The sequence below is a fragment of the Nocardia sp. MH4 genome (assembly GCF_019266065.1).
GTDB lineage: Bacteria > Actinomycetota > Actinomycetes > Mycobacteriales > Mycobacteriaceae > Nocardia > Nocardia canadensis.
Genome location: NZ_LPNR01000109.1, coordinates 122,475 through 139,204 on the forward strand (window position 1 = coordinate 122,475; position 16,730 = coordinate 139,204).

Consider the following 16,730-nt stretch of genomic DNA (forward strand, 5'->3'; position numbering starts at 1 on the left):
GAACGCCCACCGTAAACGCCCACCGTCCCCCCGCCCTCACACACAACGGGTGAGATCCGCAGGTCAGCCGAGGAGGGTTCGGTGCATGAGGTGGGCGACGCGGGCTCGGCAGGCGATGGGGTCGGGGCCGTAGATCTGGCTGAGGTCGATGACCAGGGCGAAGGCCGCGTGGACCAGGAAGCGGGCTTCGGCGGCCGAGAGTTCGGGGCGGACTTCGCGGACCAGGCGGGCCCATTCCTGGACGCTGAGGCGCTGGATGTTGCGCAGGACCGCGCGTTCCTCGGCGGGGACGTGGCCGAACTCGGCGTAGTAGACGACGGCCAGCGCGCGTTCGTCGAAGGTGTCGGCGACGAACTGGGCGATCAGCACGTCCAGGGCCGCGCCGCTGTCGGGGGTGCCCGCGACGGCGGGGCCGATCGCACCCGAGACCCGGTCGGCCGCGCGGCGGAACGCGGCGGCGAGGATGTCGCTCTTGCCGCGGTAGAACCGGTACACCGCCGAGGCCGCGGACAGCCCGGCCGCCGAGGCGATGTCCTCGACGCTGACGTTCGGATACCCGCGCTCGTGGAACAGCTCGACCGCTTTGCGCAGCAGCAGTTCGTGTTTGAACGACTCCGGGATCTCGACCTGGGTGGCCTTCTCCGAAATCGTTGCTGCGGGCGGCAATCCGCTCTCGACCAGCGCGAGACAGGCCGTGGTCAGCAGCCGGTTCAGGGTGCGGGCAGGCAGGGCGGCGTGATGGTCGGCGATGCTGGTGATGACCCCGAACATCGCGGTGGACAGCATTCGCAGGTCCGGCGCGGTCAGCTCCGGCCGCAGGACGGCCAGCTGCTCGTCGAGGGCGACCAGCACCGAGGCCCGCTGCTCGTCGAGCACCAGCCGGTCGGCGGGCTCGAGGTAGCGGCCCTCCCAACGCACCAGCGTGACCGTTCCCCGGTTCTCCACCGTCGCGCCGAGGAGCCCGGTCAGCATGTGCCGCAACCGTTCCGCCGCGGTCGATGACCCGTCACCGGACGCCGCGATCGAGGCGGTGAAGGCCTGCCCGACCCGCAGCAGTTCCTCCCGGAACAGCGCGTACTTGCTCGGGTAGTGCCGGTACAGCGCCGCCGAACTGATGCCCAATCCGGCGGCGATGTCCTCCATGCTCACCCCGTGATACCCGGCCGCGCCGAATGCCACCGCCGAGGTCGCCGCGATCTGCGCGCGCCGATTCTTCGGACGCCGCCGCACACCGTCCTTCGCTCCGCCGACTACCGATCCACGCGCACCACGAGACTCGCCGACATTCATGCCAGAAGTGTATTAGGCCTTGTGGGGCGGGGTGATCCGGGCATACCAGTCGAGCAGGGCCGGGTCGTCCACGGCGCTGCGTTCGACCACACGGGTCGCGTCCGCGCCCTGGAAGAGCTTCTTGATCGGCACTTCCAGCTTCTTGCCGGTCCGGGTGTGCGGGATGCCGGGGGCCTCGCGGATCTCGTCGGGGACGTGCCGGGGCGAGACCTCGGAGCGAATCGCGCTGCCGATCCTGGCTTTCAGATCGTCGGTGAGGGTGGCGCCGGGCGCGAGGACGACGAACAGCGGCATCCAGTAGCCGCCGTCGGGCTGCTCGGCGCCGATCACCAGCGCCTCGGCGATCTCCGGGAACTGTTCGACGACCTGGTAGATGTCCGCGCTGCCCATCCGGATGCCGTGCCGGTTGAGAGTGGAGTCGGAGCGGCCGTGCACGACGACGCTGCCGTGCTCGGTCAGCGTGATCCAGTCACCGTGCCGCCACACGCCGGGGTAGGTGTCGAAATAGGCGTCGTGGTAGCGCTTTCCGTCCTCGTCGCGCCAGAAGCGCACCGGCATCGACGGCATCGGCTGGGTCACCACCAGCTCGCCGACCTCCCCGCGCACCGGCGCGCCCTGCTCGTCGAAGGAGTCCAGCGCCACGCCGAGATACGGTGCCGACAGCTCGCCCGGCCACACCGGCACCGTGGGCACGCCGCCGATGAACGCCGACACCACGTCGGTGCCACCGCTGATCGAGTTCACCTGCACGTGCTCGCCCGCGTTCGCGTCGAGCCACAGCGCGCTCGACACCGGCAGCGCCGACCCGGTGATCCCGACGCTGCGCAGCGCCGACAGATCGTGCTCGGCCCGCGGCACCGCGCCCGCCTTGATGCATCCGAGCACGTAGCCGGGGCTGGTGCCGAGCACGGTGGCGCGGACCTGGGCGGCGAGGCGCCACAGGGCGTCCGGGCCGCCGGCTGTCGGGCTGCCGTCGTAGGTCACCACGGTGGCGCCGGTCAGCAGGCCGGCGATCTGGAAGTTCCACATCATCCAGCTGGGGCTGGTGTACCAGAAGAAGGTGTCCTCGGGCCCGATATCGGACTGGAGGGCAACGGCTTTCAGGTGCTCGAGCAGCACGCCGCCGTGGCCGTGCACGATGCCCTTCGGCAGACCGGTGGTGCCGGAGGAGAACACGATCCACAGCGGATGATCGAAGGCGACGGCGGCGGTCTCGATCACCCCGAGCCCCGGATCGGCGATCGCGTCCGACCATGCCACCGCGTCGGGCACCTCGAGGCCCAGCTGCGAGACCACGACAGTCGCGCGCAGCTCGGGCAGGCCCTCCTGCAGGGCGGCGATGTCGGCGCGCTTGTCGTGCTGCTTGCCGCCGAACCGGTAGCCGTCGGCCGTGACGAGCACGGTCGGCTCCAGCTGGCCGAGCCGGTCCAGCGCCGCCTTGGCCGAGTAGTCCTGCCCGCACGCGCTCCACACCGCGCCGATGCTCGCGGTGGCGAGGAAGGCGACGATGGCCTCCGGGATGTTCGGCAGGTAGCCGATCACCCGGTCGCCCGGTCCGACGTCGCGCGCCCGCAGGGCGCCCGCGAACGCGGTGACCTGCTCGATCAGCTCCGCCCACGAGATCTCGCGCGGCTCGGCGTCCTCGTGCAGGGCGAGCACGGCGGGCCGGTCGGGCCGCGCCTGCCGGATGATCTGGTCGACGTAGTTCAGCCGCGTCCCAGGGAACCACTGCGCGCCGGGCATCTCCCGCGTGCCGAGCACGCCGTCGGCGATCGGACCGAGCTCGAAGTAGTCCCACAGCGCCTGCCAGAAGCCGGCGATGTCGTCGACCGACCATTGCCACAGGGCCTGGTAGTCGGGGTACTGCTCGCCGGTCCGGCCGCTGACGAAGGCGGCGAAGTCGGTGATCCGTGCCGACGCGATGTCCTCGGCGGTCGGTTCCCATTGCGGTTGCACCGGATGTCCTCCTCGTACTGGGTTGCGCGGGCCGGAACTGCCCGGCCGATGATTACCCCGGCGCGCGGCCGGTAGTCGCCCCCGCGCGCCGGGTAGTGCTCAGCTGGGCAGTTCGGCCCGGCGGACGATCCGCTCCGCGTGTCGGAGCACCGGTGCGTCGACCATGCGTCCCTCGAACGCGAAGACGCCCCGATGGTTCGGCACCTCGGCGAGCACTCGGCGCGCCCAGTCGATCTCGTCGGGGTCGGGCGCGTAGCCCTCCCGGATCACCGCCACCTGGCGGGGATGGATAGCGACCTTGGCGTCGAAGCCGACGGCCACCGCGTCCAGCGTCTCCACCGCCAGCCCTTCCAGGTTCTCGATGTCGAGGAACACCGAATCCAGGGCGAACCGGCCGAAGGCCTTGGCCGCCAGCAGGCTCGTCGAGCGCACGTGCCGGGCGACATCGCGGTAGCTGCCGTCGGCGTGCCTGCTGGCATTGCCGCCCAGCCCGGCGACCAGGTCCTCGGCGCCCCACATCACGCCGATGGCGTTCTCGGCGGCGACCGACTCGGCCACCCGCACCGCGCCCAGCGGCGACTCGATCAGCACGATCACCTCGTAGCCCGCCAGGCTCCTGACCTGTTCGGCCGATTCACATTTGGGCAGCATGACGCGCCGGTAGGCGGTCTGCGCGAGGGCGGCCAGGTCGGCCGCGTACTCGTCGGTCTCGACCGCGTTGACGCGGACCACGGTGTGCCGCGGGTCGAGCGGGGTCTCGATCAGCGCCTTCCTGGCCGCGACCTTGTCACCTGCGGCGACGCCGTCCTCGAGGTCGAGGATCACCACATCGGCCACCGCCGCGGCCTTGGCGAAACGCTCGGGACGGTCGGCCGGGCAGAACAGCCAGGCCGGTCCGCTGGGCTCCCAGGCGCTCACGCTGTCTCCCGTCATCGTCATGCGGGGGCCTTCCGGACCAGCGTCTGCCGCACGGCTTTCGCCACGATCACACCGTCCTGGTTGCGCGCGGTGTGGGTGAGGCCGACGATGCCCTCACCCGGACGGCTCTTGGATTCCCGCTTGTCGGTCACCAGTGTCTCGGCGTACATCGTGTCGCCGTGGAACAGCGGCGCGGGCAGCGACATCTCGGAGAAGCCGAGGTTGGCCACCAGGGTGCCCTGGGTGAGCTGGGCGACCGAGAGGCCGACCAGCGTCGACAGGGTGAACATCGAGTTCACCAGCCGCTGGTTGAACGGCGGCTGCGCGTCGGCGAAGTTCGCGTCCAGGTGCAGCGCCTGGGTGTTCATGGTCAGTGTGGTGAACAAGACGTTGTCGGCCTCGGTGATGGTGCGGCCGGGCCGGTGCTCGTAGATCGTCCCGATCTCGAACTCCTCGAACCACAGGCCGCGCTGGACGACGCGTCGTGTCTCGGTGCTCGACGGCGCCTGCGCTGCCGTCTCCGGGCCGCCGTGATCAGGCGCGCTCACAGGCCCAGCTCCCGTGCGATCAGCATCAGCTGCACCTCCGTCGTGCCCTCACCGATTTCCAGGATCTTGCTGTCACGGTAGTGCCTGGACACGGGGTATTCGTTCATGAAGCCGTTGCCGCCGAAGATCTGGGTGGCGTCGCGCGCGTTGTCCATCGCGGCCTCGCTGGCGACCATCTTGGCGATCGAGGCGGCCTTCTTGAACGGCTTGCCCGCCAGCATCAGCGCGGCCGCGTCGTAGTAGGCGGTGCGCGCGACGTGGGCGCGCGCCTCCATCCGGGCGATCTTGAACGCGATGGCCTGATTGCGGCCGATGGCCTGCCCGAACGCCTGCCGCTCACCGGCGTAGCGCACGCTCTCGTCCACACAGCCCTGCGCGGCGCCCACCGCGAGCGCGGCGATGGCGATGCGGCCCTCGTCGAGGATGCGCAGGAAGTTGGCGTAGCCGCGGCCGCGCTCGCCGAGCAGGTTCTCCTGCGGCACACGCACGTCGGTGAAGCTGAGCGGGTGGGTGTCGGAGGCGTTCCAGCCGACCTTGTTGTAGGCCGGTTCGGCGACGAAACCGGGGGTGGAGGTCGGCACCAGGATGGTGGAGATCTCCTTCTTGCCGCCGGTCTGCCCGGTCACCGCGGTGACGGTGACCAGCCGGGTGATGTCGGTACCGGAGTTGGTGATGAACTGCTTGGCGCCGTTGATCACCCAGCTCTCGCCGTCGGCGACCGCGGTGGTGCGGGTGCCGCCGGCGTCGCTGCCCGCGTCGGGCTCGGTGAGGCCGAAACCGGCCAGGGCGCGCCCGCTGGTGAGCTGGGGCAGCCACTCGTTCTTCTGCTTGTCGTCGCCGAAGCGGTAGATCGGCATCGCGCCCAGCGAGACACCGGCCTCGAGGGTGATGGCCACGCTCTGGTCGACCTTGCCGAGCTCCTCGAGCGCCAGGCACAGGGCGAAGTAGTCGCCGCCCATGCCGCCGAACTCCTCGGGGAACGGCAGGCCGAACAGGCCCATGTCGGCCATCCCGGCGACGACCTCGTACGGGAAGCTGTGCTCGGCATCGTGTTTCGCCGAGACGGGCGCCACGACCTGCTGGGCGAAGTCGCGCACGGTCAGGGCGAGCTGGCGGTATTCGTCCGGCAGCGAGCCGGTGGACAGGTAGTCGGTCATGCGTTGGTTCCTTCGCGCTCGGTCTCTACGACTGCGGTTTCGACGGGATGGGCGACGACGCGGACCAGCACCTGGTCCAGCTTCACCTGGGCGCCCGGCCGCACCAGCACCTCGACGGTGCCCGCGACGGGGGCGGTGAGGGTGTGCTCCATCTTCATGGCCTCGATGACGATCACCGGATCGCCGACCTCGACGGTCGCGCCGTCGGCGACCGGGGACGCGATCACCGAACCCGGCATGGGACTGCGGATCTCGGCGTCGCCGACGTGGGCGGCGTCGCCGCGCACGCTCGCCTCGGCGACTTCGCGCAGCACGGCGACGCTCCCGGCGTGGCCGACCCACAGCTGGTCGGCGTCCTCGGCCACGCGGAACTCGCGGCGCAGCCCGTCCAACGTGAGGACGAGGCCGTCGCGGCTGGTGGCGGCCGAGAGCGATTGCGGCGCACCGTCGTCGATCCGGACGGTCGCCGATTCCGGTGTGCCGGTGAGGAAGACATGGCGCACCTGGTCACCGGCGGCGAGCCGGATCGCGGTCGGAGCCTGCGCGCCGAGCCGCCAGCCCGACGGGGTCGACCACGGGTCGCCGCCGGGGGCGGGCCAGCGGCGCAGCCAGTGATGGGTGGCGGCGGCGAGGAATTCGTCGTCGGTCACCTCGGCGGGCCGGAAGTCGCCGACCCGGCGGTCCAGCAACGCGGTGTCGAGGCGGCCCGCCTGGACATCCGCGTCGGCGAGCAGGAAGCGCAGGAACTCGATATTGCTCGTCACGCCGAGCAGCACGGTCTGTTCCAGCGCGCGGTCCAGCGCCGCGAGGGCGTCGGCGCGGGTGTCGCCGCGCGCGATCACCTTCGACAACATCGGGTCGTAGTCGCTGCCGACCACGGTGCCCTCGGACAGGCCCGAATCCACGCGCACGCCGGGGCCGCTCGGTTCGCTGAGCGCGAGCACGGTGCCACCGGTGGGCAGGAAGCCGCGACCCGGATCCTCGGCGTAGACCCGCGCCTCGATCGCGTGCCCGACCAGGCGGATCTCGTCCTGGCTCTTGCTCAGCTGCTGCCCCGCGGCCACGCGGACCTGGCATTCCACCAGGTCGACGCCGGTGACCAGCTCGGTCACCGGGTGCTCGACCTGCAGGCGCGTGTTCATCTCCATGAAGAAGAACTCGTCGGGCCGGTCGGCGGAGACGATGAACTCCACGGTGCCCGCGCCGACGTAGTCGACACTGCGCGCGGTATTGCAGGCCGCGGCGCCGATCCGGGCCCTGGTCGTGGCGTCCAGCAGCGGCGAGGGCGCTTCCTCGATCACCTTCTGGTGCCTGCGCTGCAAGCTGCACTCGCGTTCGCCCAGGTGCACCACATTGCCGAACTTGTCGGCCAGGACCTGCACCTCGATGTGGCGGGGCCGGGTGACGAACCGCTCCAGGAACAGGGTGTCGTCACCGAAGGCCGCGCCCGCCTCGCGTCGCGCGCTGACCAGCGCCGCGGGCAGATCCTCGGGCCGCTCGACCCTCCGCATGCCCTTGCCGCCGCCACCGGCGGACGGCTTCACCAGCACCGGGTAGCCGACCTCGGCGGCGGCGGTGATCAACTGCTCGTCGGTCAGGCCGGGCTCGGCGATGCCGGGTACCACCGGGACGCCGAACGCGGTGACGGTGTTCTTGGCGGTGATCTTGTCGCCCATCACCTCGATCGCCTTGGCGGGCGGACCGAGGAAGACGATGTCCGCGTCGGCCAGCGCCGCGGCGAACGCCGAATTCTCCGACAGGAAGCCGTATCCGGGGTGCACGGCCTGGGCGCCGGAGCGGATCGCGGCGTCGACGACCTTCTCGATCGACAGGTAGCTCTCGCGAGCCGGGGCGGGCCCGAGGCGCACCGCGACATCGGCCTCGCGCACGTGGCGGGCGCCCGCGTCGGCGTCGCTGTACACCGCGACCGAGCGAATGCCCATGGCGCGCAAGGTCTTGATGACGCGTACCGCGATCTCGCCGCGATTGGCGACCAAGACGGTGTCGAACTCGACGGGGTGGGATTTGTTCAGCATGTCGCTCACTCCTTCGCCTCGCCGGCGCTCGGCTCCGTCGTGCGCGACGGCGCGCTATGTTTCTGGTTCACTCGCTGACGCTCCTTCACATCCGGAAGACGCCGTAGGAAACGGGGTCGAGCGGCGCTTGCGCGCAGACCGAGAGGGCAAGTCCGAGCACGGTTCTGGTGTCGGTGGGCGCGATGACGCCGTCGTCCCAGATCCGCGCGGTCGCGTAGTAGGGGTTGCCCTGGGTCTCGTACTGCTCCCGGATCGGCGCCTTGAACGCCTCCTGATCCTCCGCCGACCACGGCTTGCCCGCGCTGTCGAGCTGGTCGCCGCGCACGGTCGCCAGCACCGAGGCGGCCTGCTCGCCGCCCATCACCGAGATCCGCGAGTTCGGCCACATCCACAGGAAGCGCGGCGAATACGCGCGTCCGCACATGGAGTAGTTGCCCGCGCCGTAGGAGCCGCCGATCACCACGGTCAGCTTCGGCACCCGCGCGCAGGCCACGGCGGTGACCATCTTCGCGCCGTGCTTGGCGATGCCGCCCGCCTCGTAGTCGCGTCCGACCATGAAGCCGGTGATGTTCTGCAGGAACACCAGCGGGATCTTGCGCTTGTCGCACAGTTCGATGAAATGCGCGCCCTTCATGGCGGATTCGGCGAACAGCACCCCGTTGTTGGCGACGATGCCGACCGGGTGACCGTGGATGCGGGCGAAGCCGGTGACCAGGGTCTTGCCGTATTCGGCCTTGAACTCGTGGAAGCCGGCCTCGCCGTCGACGATCCGGTCGATCACCTCGCGCACGTCGTAGGGGGTGCGCGGGTCGACCGGGACCACGTCGTAGAGCTCGTCCTCGTCCTTGGCGGGCGCAGTGGTCGCCAGCACCTCCCAGGGCGCCTCGGGCTTCGGGCCCAGGGTGCCGACGATCTTGCGGACGATGCGCAACGCGTCGCGGTCGTCCTCGGCGAGATGGTCGGTGACGCCGGAGGTGCGCGAGTGCAGCAGGCCGCCGCCGAGTTCCTCGGCCGTGACGACCTCACCGGTCGCCGCCTTCACCAGCGGCGGGCCGCCGAGGAAGATGGTGCCCTGGTCGCGCACGATGACGGCCTCGTCGGCCATCGCGGGCACGTAGGCGCCACCGGCGGTGCACGATCCCATCACCGCCGCGATCTGGGCGATGCCCTTGGCGCTCATGTTGGCCTGGTTGTAGAAGATGCGGCCGAAGTGCTCGCGGTCGGGGAACACCTCGTCCTGGTGCGGCAGGAAGGCGCCGCCGGAGTCCACCAGGTACACGCACGGGAGGTTGTTCTGCGCGGCGACCTCCTGCGCGCGCAGGTGCTTCTTCACCGAGATCGGGTAGTAGGTGCCGCCCTTGACCGTCGCGTCGTTGGCCAGGACCAGGCACTCGCGGCCCGCGATGCGGCCGATGCCGGCGATCACGCCCGCGCCGGGGCACTCGTCGCCGTACATGCCGTTGCCCGCCAGCGGGGACAGTTCCAGGAACGGGCTGCCGGGGTCGAGCAGCTGGTCGACCCGCTCGCGGGGCAGCAGCTTGCCTCGGGCCGCGTGCCGCTCGCGCGACTTCTGCGGGCCGCCCAGCGCCGTCGTCGCCAGCCGCTGGCGCAGCTCGTCGACCAGGGCGCGGTGCGCGTCCCGGTTGCTCGTCGCGGCTGTGGTGCCGTTGTCGAGGTCGTGCGTAACCGTCATCACGCCATCCTGCCATCCGGTTAATCGCCAATAACTGAAATTCAGGTTAATCTTGACTAACCAAGTTGTCCAGACCCGGCGGAAGGGAGTCGAGATTGGCCACGGTCGAACCCGCTCCGGCGACCCGGCGCGAGCTGATGAAAGCCCAGCGTCGCGAGCAGTTGCTCGACGCGGGCGCCCGGTTGATCGCCGATCGCGGGTTCTTCGGCGTGCGCCTCGACGACCTCGGCGCGGCTGTCGGGATCAGCGGACCCGCCGTCTACCGGCACTTCGCGAACAAGGAGGCGCTGCTGGTCGAGCTGCTGGTCGGGGTCAGTGAGCGATTGCTCGCCGGTGGGCGCGCGGTCGTCGCGGCGGCGCAATCGCCCGCGGAAGCCCTGGTCGGCCTGGTGGACTTCCACCTCGACTTCGCCTTCGACGACCCCGAGCTCATCCGCATCCAGGACCGCGATCTGGACAACGTGCCCGCCGCCGACCGTCGCACCCTGCGCCGCACGCAGCGCCAATACGTCGAGGTCTGGGTGCAGGTGCTGCGCGAGGTGCATCCCGGTCTGGCCGAGGACACCGCCCGCGTCCAGGCCCACGCGGCCTTCGGGCTGATCAACTCCACTCCGCACAGCGCCGCCCCGGCGCGGGCGAGCAAGGCGCGGCCGGTGTTGCGGCAGATGGCGCTGGCGGCGTTGTCGGCCGAGCAGGCCTGATCGGCCGCGTGGGAACGCTGCCGCGGCCCGGCTCCGGGAAGATCAATCCAGTTGGCGCAGGAGCCAACTGGGGCCGACCGCGTCGGCACCGAGAGCGTCGACCCGGCGGCGGAGCTCCCGGTCGGCGGTGACGACGGTGAGCTGGTCGTAGCCGGTGGCCTCGGCGACCACGTCGACGATCTTGTCGTCGCCGGAGCGGTCGGCCAGCACGACGGTCAGGCGCGGGGCGGTCGGTGCGGCGTCGTCGGCCGCGGCCTTGGCGGCGCCCTCGAGGACGACGGTCACCGCCGTCGACGCAGGCAGGCGGGTCGTCAGGTCCGCGATGTTCGCCAGCAGCCGCCGGGCGGCGCCCGCGCGGTCGCGCCACCAGCCATCGGCCTTGGCGCCGATGACATTGGCCGCGTCGACCACGATCAGCTGGGTCGGATCGCTCATCGGTCCAGTCTCCCCCCGGCGCGCGCCTGGCGCTCGGCGGGCGCGCCGGATCAGGCGACGGCGGGCACCTCGACCGGGCTGAGGCGGCCGTCGGTCATCCGGTAGACCGCGTCCATCCGGTGCAGGTGGGTCGGGTCGTGGGTGACCAGGATCGTCGCCGCGCGGTGCTCGCGGGCGATGGTGGTGATCAGGTCGAGCACGGCGGCGCCGCGTTCGGTGTCCAGGGCGCTGGTCGGCTCGTCGACGACGAGCAGGGCCGGGTCGTTCATCAGGGCGCGGGCGATATTGACGCGCTGGCGCTGGCCGCCGGAGAGCTGCGCGGGCCGCTTGTCCGCGTGCTCGGCCAGACCGACCGCGGCGAGCAGGTCCCGTGCGCGGGACCTGGTTTCACCCCGGCCGCTGCGCCGCTTGCCGCCGAGATGCGCGGTGACCTCCAGCTGTTCCAGGGCGGTCAGCGCCGGGATGAGATTGGGCTGCTGGAAGACGATGCCCATCTGGGTGCGGCGGACGGTGGACGCGGCCCGCCTGCTCAGCGTCGCGAGATCGGTACTGCCGGTGTCGGTCGCGAGGACGACGGTGCCCGTGTCGGGCCGGATCAGCGTCGCGGCCACCGCGAGCAGGCTGGACTTGCCCGAGCCGGACGGGCCGGTGACGGCGGCGATGGTGCCGCCGGGGACGTGCAGGTTCACCCGGTCGAGCGCGGTGAGCCTGCCCGTGCCGTCGGGGTAGGTGAGAGTGACGTCGGTGAGGGTCAGTGCCATGGTGGGGTCCTTCAGCGGGTCGCGCCGAGCGCGGTCAGGGGATCGGTGGTGAACAGGAAGCGCAGCGCGACCGCGGCGCCGACGAGGCCGAGCGCGATCAAGGCCAGCGCGGGCACCAGGGTCGTCGACAGCGACAGCACGAACGGCATGGCGTCACCGAGGAACAGGGAGGCCACCGCGGTGCTGCCGAGCCCGATCGCGACACCGGTGACCAGCACGATCGCCGCCTGCGCCAGCGCGTCGAGCGCCAGCGAACCGGTGGTCGCGCCGAGCGCCTTCAAGGTGGCGATGTCGGGTTGGCGCTGCACCGTCCACACGGTGAAGAAGGCCCCGATCACCAGCGCGGAGATGGCGAACAGCAGCACCGTCATCAGGGTCAGCGAGCTGTTCTCGGCCTGGTAGGAGCCGATCGCCTCGACGGCGTTCGCGGCGGGCAGCGTGCGCGTTCCGGCTTCGGCGTCGAGATCGTCGCGCGGGGCGTCGCCGAGCACGGCGAGCACGGTGGCCGCGCCCGCGCGAGGGCTGGCCGCCTGCCAGTCCGCCAGGCTCGTCCAGATCACCGGGGTGTGGCTGTACCACTCGTCGCCGGCGACGTCGGCGACGGTGAACTCGTGGCCTGCCAGCACCACGGTGTCGCCGGTGCCCGCGGCCAGTGCGCGGGCCGCGCCCGAGCTCAGCACCACCGCTCCCGGTGCGGTAGCAGGGTGATTGCTGAACGCCGCGGGGTCGCCGCCGAACAGCGCGACCTGCTCGGGGCTCGCGCCCACGTGTTCGGCGCGGGTCCGGGAGATGCCGACCGGGGTGACCTCGATCCCGCCCGTCGACCGCCACCGCGCGATCTGCTCCTCGGTGAGCACCGACGAGTCGAAGGACGGATCGGCGCCGGTCTCGGCGAACACCACCTGGTCGGCGCGCAGGCCCTGGACCGCGGAGATGTTCTGGTGCGCCAGCCCGGCGGTGAGCCCACTCAGAAAACTGACCAGCACCGCCACCAACAGGACGACGGTGGTGATCAGCAGGAAGCGGCCGCGGGCGGCCCGGAGATCTCGGAGTGCGACGAACATGCCTCCACTCTCGTCGCGCACGACCGCCACGCCATCGCACCGGCGCACGAAACGCGCTCCATCCAAGGACTGCCCGTGTTTACACCTTTCGATGGATGCCGGTCCGGTTGCCGCACATAAGCTGGTCGGGTGCACTCGTCCCCCCTGACCCCGGTGGTCACCACGCTGCGGCTCGGTCTGCACGTGCTGGTGACGGTGCTGGGCGCGGTGGTCGCGGTGCGAGCGCTGTTGCCCGGCGGCGGTGGGCACGGTGTCGGGGTGGTCGTCCTGACGGGAATCTGGCTGGCCGTCTACTTCGCGGGCACCGAACTGCCGCGCCGGGTCGCCTCGGGCGCCCCGGCCGGGGCGGCGCGGTCGCGGGCGGTGCCGGGCGCCGCGTGGGACGCGCGCAGGGCCGGGCTGTGGCTGGCCACGCTGACCGTGCTGTGGCTGGCGCTGCTCGGGCTGACCCCGGACGCGGTGTATCTCGCCTTCGGATTGTTCTTCCTCTACCTGCACCTGCTGCCGCGGCCGTGGAACCTGGTCGCGGTGGTGCTGGCGACGGCCGTCGGCGTCATCGGCTTCGCGGCACACCGCGGCTGGTCGGTGGGCGCGGTGGTCGGGCCCGTGCTCGGCGCCCTGGTCGCCATCGGCATCGGGCTCGGCTATCAGGCGCTGTACCGCGAAGCGGTGGAACGGGAGCGGCTGATCGACGAATTGCTCGGCACCAGAGCGATTCTCGCCGAGCGGGAACGGACGGCGGGCAAGCTGGCCGAACGCGAACGACTGGCCAAGGAGATCCACGACACCGTCGCGCAGGGACTCAGCAGTATCCAGTTGCTGCTGCACGCGGCCGAGCAGGCGGCGCCGGATCATCCCGCACTGGACCGGATTCGGCTCGCCCGCGAGACGGCGGCCGAGGATCTGGCCGAAACCCGCAGGCTCATCGACGAATTGTCGCCCGCCGCGCTGGACGGGCAGTCGCTCGCTGAAGCGCTGGCACGGATCTGTGATCGGGCGCGGTCGGCGGCGCTGTCGACCCAGCTGCTGGTCGAGGGCGAGCCGGAGCGGCTGCCGATGCCGGTGGAGGCCGCGCTGGTGCGGATCGCGCAGAGCGCGGTCGCCAATGTGGTCCAGCATGCCGGGGCGGCGCGCATGCGGGTCACCCTCACCTACGACGACACCGACGTGCACCTCGACATCGTCGACGACGGCATCGGCATCGACCCCGCCGTGCTGCGCGGGCCGCGCGCGGGCGCGTTCGGCCTGGCGGCCATGCGCAGCCGCGTCGAGCAGCAGGGTGGCCGGATGACGATCGAATCCGAACCCGGCCACACCGCCGTCACCGTGTCCTTCCCGCTGGGAGCGGTCGAATGATCCGGCTGCTGCTCGCCGACGACCACGCGATCGTGCGGGCCGGGCTGCGCGCGCTGCTCGAGGCGTCCGCCGACATCACCGTCGTCGGTGACGTGGCCGACGCCGACGCGGCCGTGGCGTTCTGTGCCGCCAACCCCGTCGACCTGGTCCTGATGGACCTGCGCTTCGGTGACGGCCGCTCCGGGGCCGCCGCCACCGCCGACCTGCGCGCCCTGCCCACCCCACCGAACGTCCTGGTGGTCACCAACTACGACACCGACGCCGACATCCTCGGCGCCATCGAAGCGGGCGCTGTCGGCTACCTCCTCAAGGACACCCCGCCCGCCGAACTCCTCGCCGCGGTCTGCGCCGCCGCCGCGGGCGAGAGCGTGCTGTCCCCGACGGTCGCCTCCCGTCTGATGACCCGCGTCCGGCGCGCCGACACCACGTTGAGCCCCCGCGAAGTCGAGGTCCTGCGCCTGGTCGCGGCCGGCCTGTCCAACCGCGACATCGCCAAGCGACTGTTCCTCAGCGAGACCACCGTCAAATCCCACCTGGTCCACATCTACGCCAAACTCGGCGTCAAATCCCGCACCTCGGCGGTCGCCACTGCCCGCGAGCAGGGCGCGATCTGACACGCGAGGCCGCTGCCGCCGGTTCCCACGGCCCGGCGCCTACCCTGATCGCATGGCCTCACTCGCTGATCCCCAGGTGCGCGAATTCCTTTCCCATGGAACACGAACCGGCAAGGTGGCGTTCACCGGTGCCGATGGGCGGCCCTTGGTGACGCCGGTGTGGTTCATCGTCGAGGGCGACGAGCTGGTCTTCAACACCGGGAAGAACACCGCCAAGGGGCGGGCGTTCGCGCGGGATCCCCGGGTCGCGCTGTGCGTGGATCTGGAGGAGCCGCCGTACGCGCTGGTGGAGGTGCAGGGCACGGTGACGCTGTCGGAGGATCTCGACGAGCTGGTGCGGACGGCCACCGAGATCGCGGCGCGCTACATGGGGGCGGACAAGGCCGAGGAGTTCGGCAAGCGGAACGGGGTGGCGGGGGAGCTGGTCGTGCGGGTGCGCCCGACCAAGGTCATCGCCCACTTCCAGGTGACGGCGTAGGCAGGCCGGGGGTAGCGCTGCCGTCGCTGTTCGGGTCGACGGCGTCGGGGCCGGGGGCCGTGGGGTCGAACGGGGGCGGGTTGGTGCGGTCGAACAGCGGCGAGGAGCAGGTCGCGCCCGGTTCCGGTGTGGTGTAAGGGTTCTCGCGCAGCGCGAGGATGAACTGATCGATCCGGGGGTCGGCGGCGCTGTCGGGTTTCAGCTGGTGGCCCCACGATTGCAGCGAGATCGGGTGGGCCATGCCGGGAATCGGCGACATCAGGGTGTACGGCTTGTTCGTCACCCGCGCGGCGAGCGCGGCCTGATCCGCCGCGCTCACCTTGTCCGGGTTGTAGGCGATCCACACCGCGCCGTGTTCCAGGGAGTGCACCACGTTCTCGGTGCGGACGCCGGTGGCGTAGACGACGCCGTCGCAGGCCGCCCACCTGCTGTCGTGCGGTCCGCCCAGCGGTGGGATCACCGGATAGGCGACCCGCTGCGTGCTGGTCACGTGCAGGCCCGGCGGGAACTCGGTGATCTCGACGCCGGGGATCTCGCGGGAGGGGTCCTGGTTGTCCGCGGTCGGCACGAACGCATCCGTCGACGCGATGGCGGTGCCGTCGACTTTGCCGTCGGTCGCGCAACCCGCGGTGAGGAGTGTGGCGACCGCGATTCCCACCGCGGCCGTGCGGGCGCGTCGCGCGCCGCTGGTCGTGTCCGAATTCCGCACCGCGGTCCCCTGTCGTCGTGGCGGCTACCGCCGTCGGGTCCGAACTTACTTGCCCGCCGCCCGCGCCACCCGGTTCACCTCGGATCTCCCGGTCGACAACCCCGATGACCTGCGCGAAAGCGCGCGTCGCTGCGGGGCCGAGGCGACAACCACGGCTACCGTTTCGTCAAGTTTCCTCGGCAACGGCGCTGGCGAACGGAGTTCTGGCATGGCCGGACGAACTGCGACGCGGGTGTGGCTCGCCGCGTCCCTGGGCGCGGTACTGGTCGTCGGCACCGCGGCACTCGCGCAGTCCCAGCCGCCGGGCCCGCCCGCCGAGCACGCATCCGAGCATTTCGAGGACCCGGAGTCGGGGCTCGCGATCGACGTGTTCTATTGCAGCTCGGGGACGCAGACCTACACGGTGCCCGCCGGGACGACGAGCCTCTACATCGAGGCCGTGGGCGGCCAGGGGCAGACGCCGAATCCGAACTTCACCGGGATCGGTGGGCTCGGCGGTCAGGTCAGCGGCGGTTTGCGGGTGACGCCGGAGCAGCAGTTCCAGGTCCAGGTCGGGTGCGCGGGCGGCGCGAACGGCGGGTTCTCGCCGTATGCCCCGGGTGGGGCCAGGGGCGAAGCGGTCGATCAGGTCACGAATTTCGGGACGGTGTACTCGAGCGGTTGGGACGGCGGCGGTGGCGGCGGGGCCTCGGCCGTGCTCGGGCCCGACAACGCGCCGGTGCTGGTCGCGGGTGGCGGTGGTGGCGCGGGCGGCAACGCGCCGGACTGCTATTCGGTGTCGCCGGTGCAGGATTCGACGTTCTTCTACTGCGGCGGCGGCTCCCGGCGCGACGGCGGGAACGGGGGCGACGGCAGCGCGGCGGTCGGCTGGCAGGAAGGCCCGCCGTGGACCGGCGGTGCGGGCGAGAACAATCCGGCGGGCACCACGCCGAGCGGCCTCACGTGCGGTGGTCCGCGCGCGGGCGGGGCAGGCCACACCTTCGACACGACCGGCGGTGGCGGTGGGGGCGGCGG

At 71.4% G+C, this 16,730-nt stretch carries 16 protein-coding genes; 5 read left to right on the forward strand and 11 right to left on the reverse strand.

Going from position 1 to position 16,730, the window contains the following annotated elements:
• Nucleotides 1-63: 63 nt before the first annotated feature.
• The 7 genes from ATM97_RS20640 to ATM97_RS20670 form a co-directional block, all read right to left on the reverse strand.
• The gene (locus ATM97_RS20640; RefSeq protein ID WP_218719671.1) at nt 64-1,290 is read right to left on the reverse strand and encodes a TetR/AcrR family transcriptional regulator; all 1,227 of its coding nucleotides are present in this window, start codon (nt 1,288-1,290) and stop codon (nt 64-66) included.
• 12 nt (nt 1,291-1,302) lie between these two features.
• Nucleotides 1,303-3,246 carry an acetoacetate--CoA ligase gene (locus ATM97_RS20645; protein WP_218719672.1) on the reverse strand — a complete coding sequence of 648 codons (1,944 nt, stop codon included), beginning with the start codon at nt 3,244-3,246 and terminating at the stop codon, nt 1,303-1,305.
• A gap of 99 nt (nt 3,247-3,345) precedes the next feature.
• Nucleotides 3,346-4,185, reverse strand: a complete 840-nt coding sequence (locus ATM97_RS20650; protein ID WP_374104885.1) for a CoA ester lyase — start codon at nt 4,183-4,185, stop codon at nt 3,346-3,348.
• Nucleotides 4,182-4,712 (reverse strand): MaoC family dehydratase, encoded by a 531-nt coding sequence (locus ATM97_RS20655; RefSeq protein WP_308248561.1) that lies wholly within the window; start codon nt 4,710-4,712, stop codon nt 4,182-4,184. Before ATM97_RS20655 ends, ATM97_RS20650 begins: the two co-directional genes overlap by 4 nt.
• Nucleotides 4,709-5,869 carry an acyl-CoA dehydrogenase family protein gene (locus tag ATM97_RS20660; RefSeq protein ID WP_218719673.1) on the reverse strand — a complete coding sequence of 387 codons (1,161 nt, stop codon included), beginning with the start codon at nt 5,867-5,869 and terminating at the stop codon, nt 4,709-4,711. Before ATM97_RS20660 ends, ATM97_RS20655 begins: the two co-directional genes overlap by 4 nt.
• Nucleotides 5,866-7,905 carry a biotin carboxylase N-terminal domain-containing protein gene (locus tag ATM97_RS20665; RefSeq protein WP_218719674.1) on the reverse strand — a complete coding sequence of 680 codons (2,040 nt, stop codon included), beginning with the start codon at nt 7,903-7,905 and terminating at the stop codon, nt 5,866-5,868. Before ATM97_RS20665 ends, ATM97_RS20660 begins: the two co-directional genes overlap by 4 nt.
• Nucleotides 7,906-7,990: 85 nt before the next feature.
• Complete coding sequence (locus tag ATM97_RS20670) at nt 7,991-9,598, reverse strand: carboxyl transferase domain-containing protein (protein WP_255588116.1); 1,608 nt, start codon at nt 9,596-9,598, stop codon at nt 7,991-7,993.
• A gap of 137 nt (nt 9,599-9,735) precedes the next feature.
• Between ATM97_RS20670 and ATM97_RS20675 the strand changes: the two genes are divergently transcribed.
• Entirely contained in the window at nt 9,736-10,299 is a 564-nt protein-coding gene (locus ATM97_RS20675) for a TetR/AcrR family transcriptional regulator (RefSeq protein WP_218719695.1), read from the forward strand.
• Nucleotides 10,300-10,341: 42 nt separating this feature from the next.
• Here the strand turns inward: ATM97_RS20675 and ATM97_RS20680 are convergent, their stop codons facing one another.
• Genes ATM97_RS20680 through ATM97_RS20690 form a run of 3 tightly spaced genes read right to left on the reverse strand, consistent with a single transcriptional unit; the run spans nt 10,342 to nt 12,559 of the window.
• Complete coding sequence (locus ATM97_RS20680; protein WP_218719675.1) at nt 10,342-10,734, reverse strand: NYN domain-containing protein; 393 nt, start codon at nt 10,732-10,734, stop codon at nt 10,342-10,344.
• Between the two features lie 50 nt (nt 10,735-10,784).
• Nucleotides 10,785-11,495: an ABC transporter ATP-binding protein gene (locus ATM97_RS20685; RefSeq protein ID WP_218719676.1), complete on the reverse strand. Its 711-nt coding sequence runs from the start codon at nt 11,493-11,495 to the stop codon at nt 10,785-10,787.
• Between the two features lie 11 nt (nt 11,496-11,506).
• Nucleotides 11,507-12,559: an ABC transporter permease gene (locus ATM97_RS20690; RefSeq protein WP_218719677.1), complete on the reverse strand. Its 1,053-nt coding sequence runs from the start codon at nt 12,557-12,559 to the stop codon at nt 11,507-11,509.
• Between the two features lie 129 nt (nt 12,560-12,688).
• On the opposite strand from ATM97_RS20690, the gene ATM97_RS20695 reads away from it, so the two are divergent.
• From ATM97_RS20695 to ATM97_RS20705, 3 genes are read left to right on the forward strand one after another with little or no spacing between them, the layout of a single operon-like run.
• A complete protein-coding gene (locus ATM97_RS20695) occupies nt 12,689-13,915 on the forward strand; it encodes a sensor histidine kinase (protein WP_218719678.1) in 1,227 nt (408 codons plus the stop codon).
• Nucleotides 13,912-14,529: a response regulator transcription factor gene (locus tag ATM97_RS20700; RefSeq protein WP_218719679.1), complete on the forward strand. Its 618-nt coding sequence runs from the start codon at nt 13,912-13,914 to the stop codon at nt 14,527-14,529. Before ATM97_RS20695 ends, ATM97_RS20700 begins: the two co-directional genes overlap by 4 nt.
• A gap of 52 nt (nt 14,530-14,581) precedes the next feature.
• The gene (locus ATM97_RS20705) at nt 14,582-15,007 is read left to right on the forward strand and encodes a PPOX class F420-dependent oxidoreductase (protein WP_218719680.1); all 426 of its coding nucleotides are present in this window, start codon (nt 14,582-14,584) and stop codon (nt 15,005-15,007) included.
• Here the strand turns inward: ATM97_RS20705 and ATM97_RS20710 are convergent.
• Nucleotides 14,979-15,716, reverse strand: coding sequence for a DUF3105 domain-containing protein (locus ATM97_RS20710; RefSeq protein WP_218719681.1), 738 nt, complete (start codon nt 15,714-15,716; stop codon nt 14,979-14,981). The genes ATM97_RS20705 and ATM97_RS20710 overlap by 29 nt on opposite strands.
• A gap of 208 nt (nt 15,717-15,924) precedes the next feature.
• Between ATM97_RS20710 and ATM97_RS20715 the strand changes: the two genes are divergently transcribed.
• Nucleotides 15,925-16,730: hypothetical protein (locus ATM97_RS20715; RefSeq protein WP_218719682.1), on the forward strand; the 806-nt coding region annotated here is incomplete at its 3' end.